Genomic DNA, 16,649 nt, shown 5'->3' with positions numbered 1-16,649 from the left:
TCGATCGCTCGGCGATCCGCTCGTGATGACGGGGGCAAACGGCGAGCGCTTGGCCCGCATGCCGATGTTCGGACCGCGACTGCAAATGTGCGTCCCCCGAACCTCGCCGTGACGCACGATGAGCTGGTTGACGATATCAGCATTCGTGCCATGATGGAGAATAACTTAAAGTTTTATCTGGATCGTTCGATGCGCATAATTCAAATCGTAACTGCTTTCGTCGCTGTGAGCGTCGCTGGCTTTCAGGTATCGGCCTATGCCGGCAATGCGCGTGGGTTTACATACGCTCCCAAACCGGACGATACACCGCTTCGGATCAAATGCAGGTCCGAAGCTGCTGCCATGATCTCTGGCGGAAAAGGATCGACGCAGTACGCCGAATACAATCGGCAACTTCGGAGAGAGCACGTCAAGAAGTGTATGGCGGGCGGGTAACTCGCGGACCGATCTTCCCGCCGCACCGCTTGAGCCCGCACGACTGGCGGCCGCCTGTCCGGGCGCCCGGGGCCAGCCCGATGCGCCCACGGCCAAACGCCTCACCGCTGCCCGAACGCCGTGTCCTTGAACAGGTCCTTGTATTCCCGCGGCTGCGAGCGCCAGTACTGCTTCGGCGCGCGAACCCGGGCGCCGAGTTCGGCGGCTGCGTGCCAGGGCCAGCGCGGGTCGTACAGCATGGCGCGAGCCAGCGAGATCGCGTCCGCCCGCCCCTCCTGCAGGATCGCCTCGGCCTGCTGGGTTTCGGTGATCAGCCCGACCGCGATGGTGGTCAGCCCGGTCTCGGCCTTGATCCGCTCGGCATAGGGCACCTGATAGCCCGGCCCGAGCGTGATCGCCTGCTTGGGCGAGACGCCCCCCGTGGAGACGTGGAGCGCGGGCGAGCCGGCCCGCTTGAGGGCTTTTGCCAGCTCCACGGTCTCGTCGATGTCCCAGCCGTCCTCCACCCAGTCGGTGGCCGAGACGCGCAGCCAGACGGGGCTGCCCGCGGGCACGACGTCGCGCACCGCGTCGTAGACCTCCAGGGGGAAGCGCATCCGGTTTTCCAGGCTGCCGCCGTACTGGTCGGTGCGCTTGTTGGCGATCGGCGACAGGAACTGGTGCAGCAGGTAGCCGTGGGCGCCGTGCAGCTCCACGGCCTCGATGCCGAGCCGCACGGCGCGCTTGGCGGTGGCCACGAACTGGTCGCGGATGCGCTTCAGGTCGGCTGCGTCGAGGGCGTGGGGCGGGACCTCGCCCTCCCCGTGCGCCACCGCCGAGGGTGCCTCGGTGCGCCAGCCGTAAGGGTGCTCCGGCGGGATCTGCTGGCCGCCAGCCCAGGGGGCGTCGCTCGACGCCTTGCGCCCGGCATGGGCGATCTGGATGCAGACCGGGATCGGCGCGTAGTCGCGCACCGCGTCGAGCACGCGGGCCAGCGCCCGCTCGCAGCCGTCGTTGTAGAGGCCGAGATCCCAGGCGGTGATCCGCGCCTCCGGGGAGACCGCGGTGGCCTCCAGGGTCAGCAGGCCGGCCCCCGACATGGCGAGCCCGCCCAGATGCATCATGTGCCAGTCGGTGGCCTCGCCGTCCCGGGCCGAATACTGGCACATCGGCGCGATCAGGATGCGGTTGTCGAGGCTGAGCGCATCGAGCGTCAGCGGTTCGAACAGGCGAGCGGTCATCGGCAACTCCCGGTGGAGCGGTCACTCTGGCGCAGGACGGGCGCGGGAGCCAGTGCGGTGCGGCACAGCACCTCTGCGGGCGGGGGGCGGGAACTTGCGCAGACAACCCGCGGTTTTTCGGCCTGTCGCCGCGTCGCGGCAACCGACGCATGCCGCCTGAGGGGGCGTCATCGCTTAAGGTTCAGAACGATGCTCACGAGATTTGCCGCCCCCCTGCTCCTCGCTGCCGGCTACGCCGCGCTCGCGGCGCCTTCGCAGGCCCAGCCCGCCGCCTTCGGCGGACCCAAGATCCTGATCCACGGCAACTATTGCGGGCCGGGCAACAACGCCCCGCTGCCGCCGATCGACGCCCTCGACGCGGCCTGCGCGCGTCACGACGCCTGCACGCCTGCGGGTGGGCTGCCCTCGGAGGCTTGCAACCTGCGCCTGCAGCAGGACGCGGCGCTGATCGCCCGCGATCCGCGCCAGCCCGAGAAGCTGCGCTCGATGGCCGGCCTGATCGCGGCGACCGCGACCCTGATCCCGTCCGAGCCGGGGCGGCGGAGCATGGCCGCTTCAGTCGCCGCGGGGCCGCCGCAGGGTGCCTACGCACCGGCCCTGGACCGGTCGGCCCCCGCCGACCTGGACGAGGATGCCGACGGGCCGGACGCGGATTGATACGCCGTCACCACGACGGCACCGCGGGTCCGGTGCCGTCGCGCCTGTCGAAGCCCCGTTCCGACGTCCGATCGGCGCCCTACGCGACCGTGCCGGTTCCGGCGCGGTGCTGCAGGAAGAACCGGAGCATCGCGCGGCTGGCATCCGGGCCGCGGGGATCGGTGTAGGATCCCTGCGGACTGCCGCCCGACCACGCATGCCCGGCCCCGTGCAGGACCCACTGCTCCAGCACCGGCGTGCCCGACGCGTCGTTGCGGACCGTCCGGGTGTAGGCCATGCCGCCCGGGCTCTTGTCTCGGGTGACCGTCTCGGTGAGGCCCGAGGCCGGCGCCGCCTGCGCCGCCACCTGATCGCCGTTGACGGGATGCACGGTCCGGTCGCCGTCGCCGTGGATCACGATGGTCGGAACCGGCCGCCGGTTGCGTCCCGCCGCCGCGCCCTGCCCCTTCATGGCCGCGAAGGCGCCGGGCATGTCCCGGGCCGCCCCGCAGGCCAGCCCGGAATGGACGCCGACCGCCGCGAACAGGTCCGGATAGGTCGCCGCCAGGATCGCCGCCGCCGCCCCGCCCGCCGAGAGCCCGGCCGCGTAGACCCGGGTCGGGTCGGCCGAGAACTCCGCCAGCACCGCCCGGGCGATCCCGGCGATGAGTTCCGGCTCGCCGCCGTCGCGGACCTGATCGCCGGCCGCGTACCAGTTCCAGCAGCGCTGCATGTTGGCCGATTGCGGCTGCTCCGGGTAGGCGACCAGGAAGGTCTGTTCCTCGGCGAGCGCGTTCATCTGCGTCCCGGCGGCGAAATCGTCGGGGTTCTGGGTGCAGCCGTGCAGCATTACCACGAGGGGCAGGGCCTGACCGGCATAGCCGCTCGGGATGTAGACCTTGTAGCGCCGGCTGCCGGCGCCCCCCGTGAACACCCGCTCCTCGAACCGCGCGCCGGGCGGAACCGCCACGGCGGGACCGCGGCCTGCCGGCGCGGTCTTCGGCATCTGCTCGCGCAGGGCCCGCATCATGGCCGACAGGTCCGGGCCCGCCCCCGGCTTCGAACCGCCGGTCTGGTCCGGCGCGGTCCAGGCACCGCCGGCCGTCCTGGGCGCCTCCATGTCGAGGGTCGGCCCGTCATGCTTGGCTGAGTTTTGGCCGGCTGAGTCTCGGCCGGCACTCTCGGGCCGGTCGGCCATGCCGCGCCGGGCCTCGGTCCACTGCGCGACGGCGGCCTCCTGGGCCCGGCGGAACCGCGCCATCGCCGCCTGCATCCGGGCGGCCCGGCCCCCGGCTCCCGCCGCCTTCCGCGCCGCTGCCGCCTCGAAGGCGTGGGGATCGAATTTTGGTATTCCGAACGCCGAAGGGTCGAGCTTCGACGGATCGAATTTGGGGAAACGGAACATGGGGCGGATCCTTGTGCGATGGCGTCCGGGCGCGGGGGTCGCGCCGGGGGGTCAGGTCGTGCGGTCGGCGAGCGCCGCCTTGACGGCGGCGCTGGCCTGGAAGGCGCCCAGCACCTCCACGGAGGCGATGGCGGCCCGGGCCAGTTCGGGCGTGACGTCGGCGGCGATCGTGGCGAGGCCCAGGACCTGGATGTGCAGCGGCGCACCGGCATCCCGGGCCGCCTCCAGCTCGGCGCGCGAATAGTGCGAGAGGCCCAGGCGGAGCTGGCGCCGCGCCACCGAATGCCGGACCGCCTCCTCCTGGCGGTCGAGCTGGTTGCGCACGGCGGTGCGGATGAAGTCGGCCCGGTTGGCGTAGAAGCCGTCGCGGACCATCAGGTCGATGCGCCCCAGATCGACGAAGCCGAGATTGACCGTGATCTTCTCGCTGTCGGGCAGCTTCGGCCGGGGCTCGCGTCCAGTGTCGTTCATCGCGTCGCCATCTCTAGACCATCCGGTTGGATGGTCTAGAGATGGCGATGGGGCGGCGAGGCGCAAGGGCAACCCAGTCCGAAAAGGCGGGGTTTCGAAAGGGCGAGCCCTTTCGCGGGTGCAGGGCGGAGCCCTGCTGGGTTCGGGCGAAGCCCAATATCAGGGCTCCGCCCCGACACCACGCCAAAGGGCTCGGCCCTTTGGGATCCCTAATTCTTGCCGATGCCGCGGTCCTTCAGGCTCTCGCCGATCTCGTCGAGGGCGGTGGCGTCGTCGATCGTGGCGGGCATCGTCCAGGGCTCGTGGTCGGCGATGCGCTTCATGGTGGCGCGCAGGATCTTGCCGGACCGGGTTTTCGGCAGCCGCGGCACGGTGAGCGCCAGCTTGAACGCCGCCACCGGGCCGATCTCGTCGCGCACCTTGGCGACGAATTCTCGCTCGATCTCGGCGGTCGGCCGGTCGACGCCGGCCTTCAGCACCACGAAGCCGCAGGGGACCTCCCCCTTCAGGGCATCGCGGATGCCGATCACCGCGCATTCGGCGACGTCCGGATGGCCGGCCAGCACCGCCTCCATGCCGCCGGTCGAGAGCCGATGGCCCGCCACGTTGATGATGTCGTCGGTCCGCCCCAGGACCGTGATGTAGCCGTCCGCGTCGATCACCCCGGCATCCGAGGTGTCGTAGTAGCCCGGGAAGGTGGCGAGGTAGCTCGACCGCATGCGGTCGTCCGAGCCCCAGAGGGTCGGCAGGCAGCCGGGGGGCAGCGGCAGTCGGATCGCGATCGTGCCCATCGTGCCGGCGGGGACGGGCTTGCCGCCCTCGTCCAGAACCTCGACCCGGTAGCCCGGCATCGGCACGCAGGTGCTGCCGTGCTTCACCGGCAGCAGGCCGAGCCCCAGCGGGTTGCCGGCGATCGGCCAGCCGGTCTCGGTCTGCCACCAATGGTCAATCACCGGCCGGTCCAGCACACGCTCGGCCCAGGCGACCGAATCCGGATCCGCCCGCTCGCCGGCCAGGAACAGGCTGCGGAAGGCCGAGAGGTCGTAGTCGGCGATCCGGGCGCCTTTGGAATCCTCTTTCTTGATGGCGCGCAGCGCCGTCGGGGCCGTGAACAGGCACGCGACGCCGTATTCGGAGACCACCCGCCAGAAGGCGCCGGCATCGGGGGTGCCGACCGGCTTGCCCTCGTACAGCACCGTGGTGCAGCCGTGCAGCAGCGGCGCGTAGACGATGTAGGAATGCCCGACGACCCAGCCGATGTCGGAGGCGCAGAAATAGGTCTCGCCAGGCTGGACCCCGTAAAGGTTGGGCATCGACCACGCGAGCGCCACGAGGTAGCCGCCGGTGTCGCGGACCACGCCCTTGGGCTTTCCGGTCGTTCCGGAGGTGTAGAGGATGTAGAGCGGGTCGGTGGCGGCGACCGGCACGCACGGCGTGCGCTCTCCGGCCGCCGCGGCGTCCGCCACGGCCTCGGCCCAGTCGCGGTCCCGCCCGGGCACGAGCGTCGCCGGGCCTTGCGGGCGCTGGAGGATCAGGCAGGCCTCGGGCTTGTGGCGCGCGGTGTCGAGCGCCGCATCGAGGAGCGGCTTGTAGGCGACCACCCGGTTCGGCTCGATCCCGCAGGAGGCGGCCAGCACCACCTTGGGCGCCGCGTCCTCGATCCGCACCGCCAGTTCGTTCGCCGCGAAGCCGCCGAACACCACGGAATGGACCGCGCCGAGCCGCGCGCAGGCCAGCATGCCGAACAAGGCCTCGGGCACCATCGGCATGTAGAGGATCACCCGGTCGCCCTTGCCGACCCCGAGCCCGGCGAGCACGGCGGCCAGCGTCGAGACTTCCTCGCGCAAGTCCCGGTAGGTGATGCTGCGCTTCGTGCCGGTGACGGGGGAATCGTAGCGGATCGCCACCTGATCCGCGCGCTTCCCGTCGGCGTGGCGGTCCACCGTGTTGTGGCAGGCGTTGAGCGACCCGTCCGGGAACCAGCGGCCGTAGGGACCGGATTCCGCCGCGAAGGCCCGGTTCGGCGCCTGCGCCCAGTCGATCGCCCGGGCCGCGTCGAGCCAGAACGCCTCCGGATCGCGGCGGGCCGAGTCGTAGATCTGCGGATAGCGGCCCGGAAGGCTGGTGGTCGTCATCGGTCGGCGTTCCCCGTGCCGCTCTCCGGCGGCGGGGGCAGATTAGCGCATTCTCGTGCGGGAGCGAGGCGGGTGCGCGCCCGTAACGGGGACCGGGACAATGGTGCCGCTGTCGCGGCGCTTTATGTGCTGGATCTCGGGTCGCATTCCGCTGGCGCTGCATGCGCCCGGGAAAGGGCCGCGCACTTCATTGTCCATCTCACCCTTTCCTGGACAGGTGGAGCGTTAGCGGAACCTGATCCGGGAACCAGCACAGGAACACGCCGCGAAGCGGCCCCGCATAAATCAAAACAACCGCCGCACCGGGGCTCCCGACGCGGCGGCCTTCAGTCGTGCTAGGTCTGTTACCGGGAGAGTTCGATCAGCGGGTCAGTGCAGGGTGTCGCCGTTCCCCCGGAGCCGGTTCATCTCGTCCTTGAGGAGGAGTTTCCGTCGCTTCAGTTCGGCGATGTGGAGGTCGTTCGCCGAAGGCCTGTGGATCGCTTCCTGAATCTCGCGCTCGAGGGCTTCGTGCTTCCGGGCGAGTTGGCTCAGATGCGTCTGCAGCGACATGAGTCGAATCTCCTGTCATCGTTTCGACATGCCGAGACTGACACAGGATGCCGCACCTGTTGAAGCGTTTTCTCCGGCTAAGCTTGGTGAAGGCTTGCCGGGCCGGCTTGTCCCGTGGATGGGCGTGACGCATGCTCTTGGGCGATGAGCGAATTTTTGGCCCGCAGGTGACGATGGCGGACGAGTCGGGTGAGAGCGCGCAGTCGGAACTCCAGGCCGAGCTGGCCCGGTTGCGCGAGGAGCACCGGGATCTCGACGGCGCCATCGAGGCGCTGGAGCGCAGCGTCGCCGGCGATCAACTGCAGATCCAGCGCCTGAAGAAGCGCAAGCTTACCCTGCGCGACCGCATCTTCCACATCGAGGACGCGCTGACGCCGGACATCATCGCCTGATACCGGTGGACGCCCCCGGACCCCGCCTTGCCGCAGGGCCGCCGCGCCTGTAAGCGCCCTCTTTTGCCGGGATCAACGATGGCGTCGCCTCCGGTCGCGATCATCATGGGCAGCCAGTCCGACTGGGCAACCATGCGGCACGCCGCCGAGACGCTCGACGCGCTGGCCGTGCCCTACGATGCCCGGATCGTCTCGGCCCACCGCACCCCCGACCGTCTCGTGGCCTTCGCCAAGGGGGCGGTCGCGTCCGGCCTCAAGGTCGTGATCGCGGGGGCGGGCGGCGCCGCGCATTTGCCCGGCATGGCGGCTTCCATGACCCGCCTGCCGGTCTTCGGCGTTCCGGTGGAGTCGAAGGCGCTCTCGGGCCAGGACAGCCTGCTCTCCATCGTGCAGATGCCGGCCGGGATCCCCGTGGGCACCCTGGCGATCGGCCGGGCCGGGGCGGTCAACGCGGCGCTGCTGGCCGCATCGGTGCTGGCGCTCTCCGACCCCGGCTTGGCGGAGCGTCTCGAATCGTGGCGCGCGGCTCAGACCGCGTCGGTGGCCGAGCGGCCGGAGACGGAAGCGTCATCGTGACGGACAGGAATCTCGGCCCCGGCTCCACCCTCGGCATCGTCGGCGGCGGGCAGCTCGGGCGCATGATCGCACTCGCGGCGGCGAATTACGGCCTCAAGGTGCACGTCTACGCCCCCGACCGCGACAGCCCCGCCTTCGACGTCGCGGCCCGCACCACCTGCGCGGCCTACGACGATGCGGAGGCGCTGGCGGACTTCGCGCGCAGCGTCGACGTCGTCACCTACGAGTTCGAGAACATCCCCCACGCCACCGCCGACATCCTGGCGGCGCACGCCCCGCTGCACCCGAACGCGCGGGCGCTCTCGACCACCCAGGACCGCCTGACCGAGAAGGCATTCGTCAACGGGCTGGGTATCCCCACCGCGCTGTTCCAGGCGGTCGATACGCCGGACGATCTCGACCGGGCCGTCGCCGCGATCGGCCTGCCGGCGGTGCTCAAGACCCGCCGGTTCGGCTATGACGGCAAGGGCCAGCGCATCCTGCGCGAGCGGGCCGAGGGCGACCGCAACGCCCTGTTCGCCGAGTTCGGCGGCGCGCCGCTGATCCTGGAGGGTTTCGTGCCGTTCGAGCGCGAGGTCTCGGTGGTGGGCGCCCGAGCCCGGGACGGCAGCTTCGCGGCCTTCGACCTGTGCGAGAATGAGCACCAAGACCATATCCTGGCGCTGACCCGGGTGCCTGCCCCCGGGCTTACGGCCGAGACGGGCCGCGCCGCCCTCGACATCGCCAAGCGCATCGCCGACGCGCTCGATTATGTCGGCGTGCTCGCCGTGGAGATGTTCCTGGTGCGGGAGGACGGGGCGGAGCGGCTCGTGGTCAACGAGATCGCGCCGCGGGTCCACAATTCCGGCCACTGGACCATCGAGGGCGCGCTGACCTCGCAATTCGCCCAGCACGTCCGGGCGGTCTGCGGCTGGCCGCTCGGCGATCCGGCCCGGGTCGGCGGACTGCCGGTGGAGATGCGCAACCTGATCGGCGCCCAGGCCGACGACTGGCACGCGCTGCTGGCCGAGCCCGGCGCGCAACTCCACCTCTACGGTAAGGGCGCGGCCCGGGCCGGCCGGAAGATGGGGCACGTCACCCGGTTGGGCTCCCGGCCAGCCGGTTTCTGAGGCTTCGGGGGCACACCCGAGCGGTCGCGTATCGGCTTGAGCCCTCGAAGCGCCGCCGTACCGCGCGCGGGCCATACCTTCGCCACATCCCGCCGCTTCCACCACGGCGTGGTCGGTGCCGAATGCCGCCGGTCGATTCTCCAGCGCCGTCCTGCCGGACGAGCGGCGGGTCGGATCGCGCAGGGGCGCTTCTTAAGCCGGCCTTCACCGTGCTGCGCGACGGTGCCCCGGATCGGGTGTGCCCGGCGCGCGGCGCGGGCTCTGGAACGGCGAGGGGCGGGGCGGGCGCGCAGGATGCGGGCCGGTCCCCGGGGAGAGTGGGGCGATGATCGTACGCAACGGGCTGGCACACAAGACGGCGCTGATCGGCGCGGCCCTGGTCTCGGCCGCGGCGCTCGCGGGCTGCGAGACCGTCGGCAGTGCCGCCGGACCGCGCCAATACGCGGTGCTGGAGACGGACACCACGGGCGCCACCACGGTCAACATCGCCTCGCTGACCGAGGTGATCCAGCGCAACCCGAACGACGCGGCGGCCTACACCACCCGCGGCGCCGCCTATGCCCGCGCCGGCCAGTTCAACGACGCCAGCGCGGATTTCACCAAGGCGATCCAGCTCGATCCGAACTCGGCCTCCGCCTACAACAACCGGGCGCTGGCCAGCCGCCAGATCGGGCGCGACGCGGCCGCGCTGCAGGACTTCAGCAAGGCGATCACCGTCGATCCGAATTACGGGCCGGCCTATATCGGCCGCGCCAATGTCGAGCGCGCCCAGGGCAACCTCGATGCGGCGCTGAACGACCTCAACATCGCGATCCGGCTGAGCCCCGAATCGGCCGAGGCGTACCACGCCCGCGGCCTCGTGCGGCAGAAGCAGGGTCAGGAGACCCAGGCGATCGCCGATTTCGACGCCGCCATCGACCGCAACCCCTTCGTGGCCGCCCCCTACGCGGCCCGGGGCCAGAGCCTGATCGCCACCAACCAGTACGGGAAGGCGATCGAGGACTACAACGCGGCGCTCAACGTCAACAACAAGGACGCCACCTCCTGGGCGTATCGCGGCCTGGCCTACGAGAAGCAGGGCCAGCGCAAGGAGGCGCTCGACAATTACCAGCGCGCCGCGACGATCGAGCCGAACAACGCCGTCGCGCGCGCCGGCCTCGGCCGGGTGCAGGGCGGGGTCGGCTCGCTGTTCAACTGATCGCGCGACGATCCGAAAAGGGGATCCTAAAGGACGAGTCCTTTGGCGGGTGCAGGGCAGAGCCCTGCTGTACGGATCCTGGCCCCCAGAAGGGGGTCAGGATCCGTATGCCGGGGTTTCACCCCGACACCCCACCAAAGGGCTCGCGCTTTGGAAACCCTTATTCGCCTGGATCACGCCGCCAGCAGGCCGTTCTCGTCCTGCGTGATCCGGCGCAGGTGGTGGGCGGTGTCGCCGAGCTGGTACTCAATCATGGCGAGCCGCTTGAAGTGGTGGGCGCCGATATATTCGAGCGTCATGCCGATGCCGCCGTGGAGCTGCACCGCCTCCTGGCCGACGTACCGGCAGGCCTTGTTGATCTGCACCTTCACGGCTGAGAGGGCGGCCGCCCGCGCTTTGGCGTCGGCCGTGTCCACCATCATGGCGGCGTAGAGCGCCATCGAGCGGGCCTGCTCCAACTGGATCAGCATGTCCACGGCCCGGTGCTGCAGCGCCTGGAACGAGCCGACGCTGACGCCGAACTGCTTGCGGGTCTTGAGATACTCGACGGTCAGCTTGTGGAGCGCGTCCATGGAGCCCACCGCGTCGGCGGCGAGCGCCGCGATGCCGTGCTCCACCACCCGCTCGAGGAGCGGCAGGCCGCCCTCCGGATCGCCGAGCGCCGCGTCGGCCGGGAGCGTCACGTCCGAGAAGGAGACCTCGGCGGCCCGGCCGCCATCCTGGGTCGGATAGGTCTCGATGGCCACGCCCGCGGCATCGCCGGGGAGCAGGAACAGGCCGATCCCCTGCGGGTCCCGCCGCTCCCCCGAGACCCGGGCCGAGACCACCATCAGGCCCGCGGCATCGGCGTTCGGCACGACGCTCTTGGCGCCGCTCAGGACGAAACCGTCGCCGCTGCGCCGGGCCGTGGTGGCCACGTCGGCGAGATCGTAGCGGGACTGGCGCTCGGTGTGGGCGAGGGTCAACCGCAGGTCGCCGGCCACGATGCCTGGGACGAGACGGTCCTTCTGCGCCGCGCTGCCGCCGAGCCGCAGGGCGGTCGAACCCAGAACGAGGCTCGCCAGCAGCGGCTCGACCACGAGGTTACGGCCCACCGCCTCCATGACCAGCAGGGTCTCGACCGGGCCGCCGCCGAACCCGCCCTCCTCCTCCGAGAAGGGCAGGCCGGTGACGCCGAGTTCGGAAAACGCCGCCCAGCCCTCGGCCGGGAAGCCCAGCGGCGCCTTCAGCCGCGCCTGCCGGCTCTCCAGGGACGGGTAGAGATCGGCGCAGAGCCGCTCGACGCTGTCGCGCAGCAGCGACTGGTCCTCGTTCAGGTCGAAATCCATGGTGGTGTCCCCTCGCGGAAGGTCGCGACGGCGGCGTTCATCCCACCCACACCCTCATCCTGAGGTGCCGCAGCGGAGCGGAGGCCTCGAAGGAGCCCTCCAGGGATCGCGCGGCCGGCTGGAGGCTTCCTTCGAGGCCCGCTGACGCGGGCACCTCAGGATCAGGGTGTGGATGGGATGGGCCGGCCGCTCACAACCCCAGAATGCCCTTGGCGATGACGTTGTGCTGGATCTCGTTCGAGCCGCCGTAGATCGAGACCTTGCGGTTGTTGAAGTAGCTCGGGGCCGCCGCATCGACCCAGTCGAAGCCGCCCGGCAGGTTGTTGGCCCCGGCCCCGCGCGCGGGCGCGGCCAGCGCGAACGGTCCGGCCAATTCCAACAGCAACTCGGTCGCCGCCTGCTGGAGCTGCGAGCCGCGGATCTTGAGCAGCGAGGAGGCCGGGTCGGGCTCGACCGAATCCGCCCGGCCCTGCTTGGCCGCCACCCGCATCTGGGTGATCTCCAGCGCCTTCAGCTCGACCTCGACCTCCGCGACGCGGGTGCGGAAGGCGGGATCGTCCCACATCGTCCCCGGTCCGGCCGGCATCTCGCGGGCCAGACGCTTGATCCGGGCGATCCGCTCCTTGGTCAGCCCGATCCGGGCGATGCCGGTGCGCTCGTTGGCGAGCAGGAATTTCGCGTAGTCCCAGCCCTTGTTCTCCTCGCCGACGAGGTTCTCGACGGGCACCCGGACGGCGTCGAAGAAGACCTCGTTGACCTCGTGCCGCCCCTCCAGGGTCAGGATCGGGCGCACGGTGATGCCGGGGCTCTTCATGTCGATCAGCAGGAAGGAGATGCCCCGCTGCTTCTTGGCCTCGAAGTCGGTGCGGACGAGGCAGAAGATCCAGTCGGCGTGCTGGCCGAGCGTCGTCCAGGTCTTCTGGCCGTCGACGACGTAGTGGTCGCCGTCGCGCACCGCCTTGGTCTTGAGCGAGGCGAGGTCGGAGCCGGCGCCGGGCTCGGAAAAACCCTGGCACCACCAATCGTCGAGGTTGGCCGCCCGGGGGAGGAAGCGCGCCTTCTGATCCTCCCGGCCGAAGGTCGCCAGCACCGGGCCGAACATGTAGCAGTTGAACTGCTGCGGCAGCGGCACCGCCGCCTGGAACAGTTCTTCCGTATAGATGTAGCGCTGGATCGAGGTCCAATCCCGGCCGCCCCATTCCCTGGGCCAGTGCGGCACCGCCCAGCCCTTGGCGTTGAGGATCCGCTGGCTGGTGACGTAATCGTCCTTCGAGAGGCTGCGCCCCTCCGAGACCTTTTTCCGGATTTCAGCTGGTATCTCCGTCCGGCAGAAGCTCCGGACCTCGTCGCGGAACGCGATTTCCTCTTCGGTGAAGCGCAGGTCCATCGGCTCAGCTCCGGGCGATCTCGAACAGGCCGGCGCAGCCTTGGCCGCCGGCGACGCACATGGTCACGACGGCGTAGCGCGCCCCGCGGCGGCGGCCCTCCAGCAGGGCGTGGCCGACGAGCCGCGCCCCCGACATGCCGAACGGGTGGCCGACCGCGATGGCCCCGCCGTTGACGTTGACCTTGTCGGGGTCGATCCCGAGTGTGTCGCGGCAATAGACCGACTGCGACGCGAAGGCCTCGTTCAGCTCCCACAGGTCGATGTCGGAGACCCGCAGGCCCTGCCGCTCCAGCAGCCGCGGCACCGCGAAGACCGGGCCGATGCCCATCTCGTCCGGCCCGCAGCCCGCCGAGGCGAAGCCCCGGAAGGTGCCGAGCGGCGTGAGGCCCCGCCGGGCCGCCTCGTCGGCCGACATCAGCACGCTGGCCGAGGCCCCGTCGGAGAGCTGGCTGGCATTGCCCGCCGTGATGAAGGCACCCTCCCCGCGCACGGGCTTGAGCTTCGCCAGACCCTCCAGGGTTGTGTCGGGCCGATTGCCCTCGTCCTTGGCGAGCCGCGTCTCGACCTCCCGGGTCTCGCCGGTGGCCTTGTCGGTCACCGCCATCACGGCGCTCATCGGGACGATCTCGTCGTCGAACAGGCCCCGCTCCTGGGCTGCCGCCGTGCGGCGCTGGCTCTCAAGCGCAAAAGAATCCTGCGCCTCCCGGGAGATACCGTAGCGCTCCGCCACGATATCGGCGGTCTCGATCATCGGCATGTAGATCGCCGGCAGGTGGGCCTCCAGCCACGCGTTGCGGGTCAACTCCCGCTGGACCTTCGGCTGCACGAGGCTGATCGACTCGACGCCGCCCGCCACCGCGACGGGTACGCCGTCGAGGATGATCCTGCGGGCCGCGCTTGCGATCGCCTCCAGGCCCGAGGCGCAGAAGCGCGAGATGGTGACGCCGGCCGAGTCCACCGAGATCCCCGCCACCAGGGCGGCATGCCGGGCGATGTTGCCGCCCGTGGCGTTCTCCGGATAGCCGCAGCCGAGCACCACCTCCTCGACCGCCTCCGGCTCTAGGCGCGCCCGGTCCAGGGCGCCGCGGATCGCGTGGGCGGCGAGGTCGGCGCCGCGGGTCAGGTTGAGCGCGCCGCGATGCGCCTTGCCGATGGGGGTGCGGGCGGTCGCGACGATCACCGCGTCGGTCATGCCGAAATCCTCAATGTCATCAGAATGTTGCGACCGGACCGTGCGGCCGGGTTCGCAGCCATGAGCGTGTGAGCCGGACCCCTTTCCGGGACACCTGGAACGCAGTGGAAGGTGATCCGGGATCCAGCACGCAAAGTGCCGCGCAGCGGCTCGAATCGATGCCGTTGGCCGCTTCGCGAAGTCTTGTGCTGGGTCCCGGGTCGCATTCCGCTTCCGCTCCATGCGCCCGGGAGAGGGTTGGCACACGAAGGGCTGCGTCCTGACACCTGTTCGCGCTGGTGCAGCCTCATACCTGCGCCTTCCAGTCGGCGAAGCGGCCGCCCGCGTCGGCGAGCGTCTTGAGAAGCGGCGCCGGCTCCTGGCTGTCGTCGCCGGTCTCGGCCGCGAAGCGGGACAGCGCCTCGGCGACGGTCTTCAGCCCGACCGTGTCGGCCCAGTGCATCGGGCCGCCGCGCCACGCGGGCCAGTTGTAGCCGTTGATCCAGATCGTATCGATGTCGCTCGGACGGGCCGCGATGCCCTCCGCGAGGATCCGCGCGCCCTCGTTGACCATCGGGTACATCAGCCGCGCCACGATGTCGTCCGAACTGAAGCTGCGGCGCGCGATGCCGTGCTCGGCGGCGACCCGCGCGATCAGCGCCTCCACCTCCGGATCGCGGGTGCCGGTGCGGGCGCCCTCCGGGTAGAGGTAGAAGCCGCGGCCGGTCTTCTGGCCGAAGCGGCCCATCTCGGCGAGGGAATCCGCGACCGGGGCCCGGCCACCGAAATCCTTGCGCGAGCGCCAGCCGATATCGAGCCCCGCGAGGTCGCCCATGGCGAAGGGTCCCATCCGGAAGCCGAAACCCGTCACCGCCGCATCGACCTCGTGCGGCAGCGCCCCTTCGAGCAGCAGCCGCTCGCCCGCCCGGCTGCGGCGCTCCAGCATCCGGTTGCCGACGAAGCCGAAGCAGACGCCGACCGTTACCGGCAGCTTGTTGAGGCGCTTGCCCAGCTCCAGGGCGGTGGCCAGCACGTCCGGCGCGGTCTTGCCGGCCCGGACCACCTCGACGAGGCGCATCACGTTGGCCGGGCTGAAGAAGTGCAGGCCGAGCACGTCCTGCGGGCGCTTCGTCACCGCCGCGATGGCGTTCACGTCGAGGTAGGAGGTGTTGGTGGCCAGGATCGCGCCCGGCTTGGCGATCTGATCGAGCCGCGAAAAGATCTCGCGCTTGACGCCCATATCCTCGAAGGCCGCCTCGATGACGATATCGGCCTCCCCGGCGTGCTCCAGGCCGATCGCGCCCGTGATCCGGCCGATCCGCGCGTCGCGCTGGGCCTCGGTGATCGAGCCGCGCTTGGCCGAGCCGGCATAGAGGCCCTTCACCCGGTCGAGGCCGCGGGTCAGGGCGCCCTCCTCCGTCTCGATCATCGTCACGGGAATGCCGGCATTGGCGAAGCACATGGCGATGCCACCGCCCATCGTGCCGGCGCCGATCACCGCGGCCGTTTGGATGGGGCGCCGGGGCGTGTCCTTCGCCAGGCCCGGAACCCGGGCCGCCTCCCGCTCGGCGAAGAAGGCGTAGCGCAGGGCCTTCGAGCGCGGATCCTCCACCAGGGTGCGGAACTCGGCCCGCTCGGCCGCCACGGCGGCCTCGAAATTCTCCGGGTCCAGGCCGGCGCGCACGGCCCGCACAAGGGCATGGACGTTGGTGGCGCCGGGGTCGCGCTTCACCGCTTCGGCGGCCAGAGCCTCGAACGTGTCGCGCGCCTCCGGCGTGAGCTTGTCCACCCGGTCGCGCACCCGCGGGAGCTGCCCCGAATCGGCGATCTCCAGGGCGCGCGTGCGGGCTGCCGCCACGAGGTCGCCCAGCACCACGGCATCGACGATCCCGAGCGCTGCCGCCCTTTCGGCCGGAACCGGCTCGCCGGTGAGCATCATCGGGAAGGCCGCGTCCGGCCCGATCAGGCGGGGCAGGCGCTGCGTGCCCCCCGCCCCCGGGATGATCCCGAGCTTGATCTCCGGCAGGCCGAGCTTGGCGGCGGGCGCCGCGACCCGGCCGTGGCAGGCCATCGCCAGTTCGAGGCCGCCGCCCAGAGCCGCGCCGCCGATCGCCGCCACCACGGGCTTCGGGCTCGCGTCGAGGCGATCCAGGATGTCGGACAGGCTCGGGGATTGCGGCGGCTTGCCGAACTCGGTGATGTCGGCGCCGCCCACGAACACCCGGCCCTCGGCGGCCAGCACGATGGCGCGGACCGAATCGTCCGCGATGGCCTGGTCCAGGGCCCCGGCGAGGGCCGCCCGCAGCGCCGCGCCGAGCGCGTTGACCGGCGGGTTGGCGAGCGTGAGCACGGCCACGCCGCCATCGACCTCCTGACGAACCACCCGGCACTCCCTCTTGTATTCCACCATGCAGAACTATGGTCTGCTTGTCGGCGCGATGTTGGTCCGGGGCATCCCCGCCGTCAAGATCGAGCGATGATCACAGACGTCGCTCGACAAATCGTTCTGCAATGCAGAACATGTTGCGGGTACCGGTTTGACCATGGCCCCGGCGCCATGCCATCAAACCACGTTGCAGAACCACGTTGAACAAGCCTCGGAACAAGACCCGCTTGCGTGCGCCGGCGGACGAT

The 16,649-nt window shown here is 70.7% G+C and carries 15 protein-coding genes; 6 read left to right on the top strand and 9 right to left on the bottom strand.

Translation table 11 applies throughout. The features are described from left to right. The first annotated feature begins 108 nt into the window (after positions 1-108). The gene (locus tag MKK75_RS07995) at positions 109-435 is read left to right on the top strand and encodes a hypothetical protein (RefSeq protein WP_244042064.1); all 327 of its coding nucleotides are present in this window, start codon (positions 109-111) and stop codon (positions 433-435) included. Positions 436-536: 101 nt separating this feature from the next. On the opposite strand, the gene MKK75_RS07990 is transcribed toward MKK75_RS07995, so the two are convergent. Further along, on the bottom strand, positions 537-1,655 hold the full coding sequence (locus MKK75_RS07990; protein WP_244042063.1) for an NADH:flavin oxidoreductase/NADH oxidase: 1,119 nt from the start codon (positions 1,653-1,655) through the stop codon (positions 537-539). Positions 1,656-1,844: 189 nt separating this feature from the next. Between MKK75_RS07990 and MKK75_RS07985 the strand changes: the two genes are divergently transcribed. Continuing rightward, complete coding sequence (locus tag MKK75_RS07985; protein ID WP_244042062.1) at positions 1,845-2,312, top strand: hypothetical protein; 468 nt, start codon at positions 1,845-1,847, stop codon at positions 2,310-2,312. A 79-nt stretch (positions 2,313-2,391) separates the two neighbouring features. Here the strand turns inward: MKK75_RS07985 and MKK75_RS07980 are convergent, their stop codons facing one another. From MKK75_RS07980 to MKK75_RS07965, 4 genes are all read right to left on the bottom strand, one after another. After that, positions 2,392-3,696, bottom strand: a complete 1,305-nt coding sequence (locus MKK75_RS07980) for an alpha/beta hydrolase family esterase (RefSeq protein WP_244042061.1) — start codon at positions 3,694-3,696, stop codon at positions 2,392-2,394. Positions 3,697-3,747: 51 nt separating this feature from the next. Next, positions 3,748-4,167 (bottom strand): CopG family transcriptional regulator, encoded by a 420-nt coding sequence (locus tag MKK75_RS07975; RefSeq protein WP_244042060.1) that lies wholly within the window; start codon positions 4,165-4,167, stop codon positions 3,748-3,750. A gap of 209 nt (positions 4,168-4,376) precedes the next feature. Beyond that, positions 4,377-6,302, bottom strand: coding sequence for a propionyl-CoA synthetase (locus tag MKK75_RS07970; RefSeq protein WP_244042059.1), 1,926 nt, complete (start codon positions 6,300-6,302; stop codon positions 4,377-4,379). 369 nt (positions 6,303-6,671) lie between these two features. Further along, entirely contained in the window at positions 6,672-6,854 is a 183-nt protein-coding gene (locus MKK75_RS07965; RefSeq protein ID WP_244042058.1) for a YdcH family protein, read from the bottom strand. 131 nt (positions 6,855-6,985) lie between these two features. Between MKK75_RS07965 and MKK75_RS07960 the strand changes: the two genes are divergently transcribed. The 4 genes from MKK75_RS07960 to MKK75_RS07945 all read left to right on the top strand — a co-directional run bounded on the left by MKK75_RS07960 (position 6,986) and on the right by MKK75_RS07945 (position 10,129). After that, complete coding sequence (locus MKK75_RS07960; RefSeq protein WP_409567537.1) at positions 6,986-7,246, top strand: YdcH family protein; 261 nt, start codon at positions 6,986-6,988, stop codon at positions 7,244-7,246. Between the two features lie 78 nt (positions 7,247-7,324). After that, on the top strand, positions 7,325-7,822 hold the full coding sequence (gene purE / locus MKK75_RS07955) for a 5-(carboxyamino)imidazole ribonucleotide mutase (protein WP_244042057.1): 498 nt from the start codon (positions 7,325-7,327) through the stop codon (positions 7,820-7,822). Then, entirely contained in the window at positions 7,819-8,931 is a 1,113-nt protein-coding gene (locus MKK75_RS07950; RefSeq protein ID WP_244042056.1) for a 5-(carboxyamino)imidazole ribonucleotide synthase, read from the top strand. Before purE ends, MKK75_RS07950 begins: the two co-directional genes overlap by 4 nt. 325 nt (positions 8,932-9,256) lie before the next feature. Then, positions 9,257-10,129, top strand: coding sequence for a tetratricopeptide repeat protein (locus MKK75_RS07945; RefSeq protein ID WP_244042055.1), 873 nt, complete (start codon positions 9,257-9,259; stop codon positions 10,127-10,129). A 173-nt stretch (positions 10,130-10,302) separates the two neighbouring features. Here MKK75_RS07945 and MKK75_RS07940 read toward each other — a convergent pair whose 3' ends face one another. From MKK75_RS07940 to MKK75_RS07925, 4 genes are all read right to left on the bottom strand, one after another. After that, positions 10,303-11,457 (bottom strand): acyl-CoA dehydrogenase family protein, encoded by a 1,155-nt coding sequence (locus MKK75_RS07940; RefSeq protein WP_244042054.1) that lies wholly within the window; start codon positions 11,455-11,457, stop codon positions 10,303-10,305. Positions 11,458-11,647: 190 nt separating this feature from the next. Next, on the bottom strand, positions 11,648-12,844 hold the full coding sequence (locus MKK75_RS07935) for an acyl-CoA dehydrogenase family protein (RefSeq protein ID WP_244042053.1): 1,197 nt from the start codon (positions 12,842-12,844) through the stop codon (positions 11,648-11,650). A gap of 4 nt (positions 12,845-12,848) precedes the next feature. Next, positions 12,849-14,036: an acetyl-CoA C-acyltransferase gene (locus MKK75_RS07930; protein ID WP_244042052.1), complete on the bottom strand. Its 1,188-nt coding sequence runs from the start codon at positions 14,034-14,036 to the stop codon at positions 12,849-12,851. Positions 14,037-14,322: 286 nt separating this feature from the next. Next, positions 14,323-16,425 (bottom strand): 3-hydroxyacyl-CoA dehydrogenase NAD-binding domain-containing protein, encoded by a 2,103-nt coding sequence (locus MKK75_RS07925; protein WP_409567536.1) that lies wholly within the window; start codon positions 16,423-16,425, stop codon positions 14,323-14,325. Positions 16,426-16,649: the final 224 nt, after the last annotated feature.

The sequence above is a fragment of the Methylobacterium sp. J-030 genome, assembly GCF_022829545.1.
GTDB lineage: Bacteria > Pseudomonadota > Alphaproteobacteria > Rhizobiales > Beijerinckiaceae > Methylobacterium.
This window is presented reverse-complemented; position numbering and strand designations above follow the sequence as displayed.

What these genes read in the sequence shown, in the direction of transcription:
- MKK75_RS07990 (WP_244042063.1), bottom strand. Translation starts at nt 1,655, where the DNA reads ATGACCGCTCGCCTGTTCGAACCGCTGACGCTCGATGCGCTCAGCCTC.
- MKK75_RS07985 (WP_244042062.1), top strand. Translation starts at nt 1,845, where the DNA reads ATGCTCACGAGATTTGCCGCCCCCCTGCTCCTCGCTGCCGGCTACGCC.
- MKK75_RS07980 (WP_244042061.1), bottom strand. Translation starts at nt 3,696, where the DNA reads ATGTTCCGTTTCCCCAAATTCGATCCGTCGAAGCTCGACCCTTCGGCG.
- MKK75_RS07975 (WP_244042060.1), bottom strand. Translation starts at nt 4,167, where the DNA reads ATGAACGACACTGGACGCGAGCCCCGGCCGAAGCTGCCCGACAGCGAG.
- MKK75_RS07970 (WP_244042059.1), bottom strand. Translation starts at nt 6,302, where the DNA reads ATGACGACCACCAGCCTTCCGGGCCGCTATCCGCAGATCTACGACTCG.
- MKK75_RS07965 (WP_244042058.1), bottom strand. Translation starts at nt 6,854, where the DNA reads ATGTCGCTGCAGACGCATCTGAGCCAACTCGCCCGGAAGCACGAAGCC.
- MKK75_RS07960 (WP_409567537.1), top strand. Translation starts at nt 6,986, where the DNA reads ATGCTCTTGGGCGATGAGCGAATTTTTGGCCCGCAGGTGACGATGGCG.
- purE (WP_244042057.1), top strand. Translation starts at nt 7,325, where the DNA reads ATGGCGTCGCCTCCGGTCGCGATCATCATGGGCAGCCAGTCCGACTGG.
- MKK75_RS07945 (WP_244042055.1), top strand. Translation starts at nt 9,257, where the DNA reads ATGATCGTACGCAACGGGCTGGCACACAAGACGGCGCTGATCGGCGCG.
- MKK75_RS07940 (WP_244042054.1), bottom strand. Translation starts at nt 11,457, where the DNA reads ATGGATTTCGACCTGAACGAGGACCAGTCGCTGCTGCGCGACAGCGTC.
- MKK75_RS07935 (WP_244042053.1), bottom strand. Translation starts at nt 12,844, where the DNA reads ATGGACCTGCGCTTCACCGAAGAGGAAATCGCGTTCCGCGACGAGGTC.
- MKK75_RS07930 (WP_244042052.1), bottom strand. Translation starts at nt 14,036, where the DNA reads ATGACCGACGCGGTGATCGTCGCGACCGCCCGCACCCCCATCGGCAAG.
- MKK75_RS07925 (WP_409567536.1), bottom strand. Translation starts at nt 16,425, where the DNA reads ATGGTGGAATACAAGAGGGAGTGCCGGGTGGTTCGTCAGGAGGTCGAT.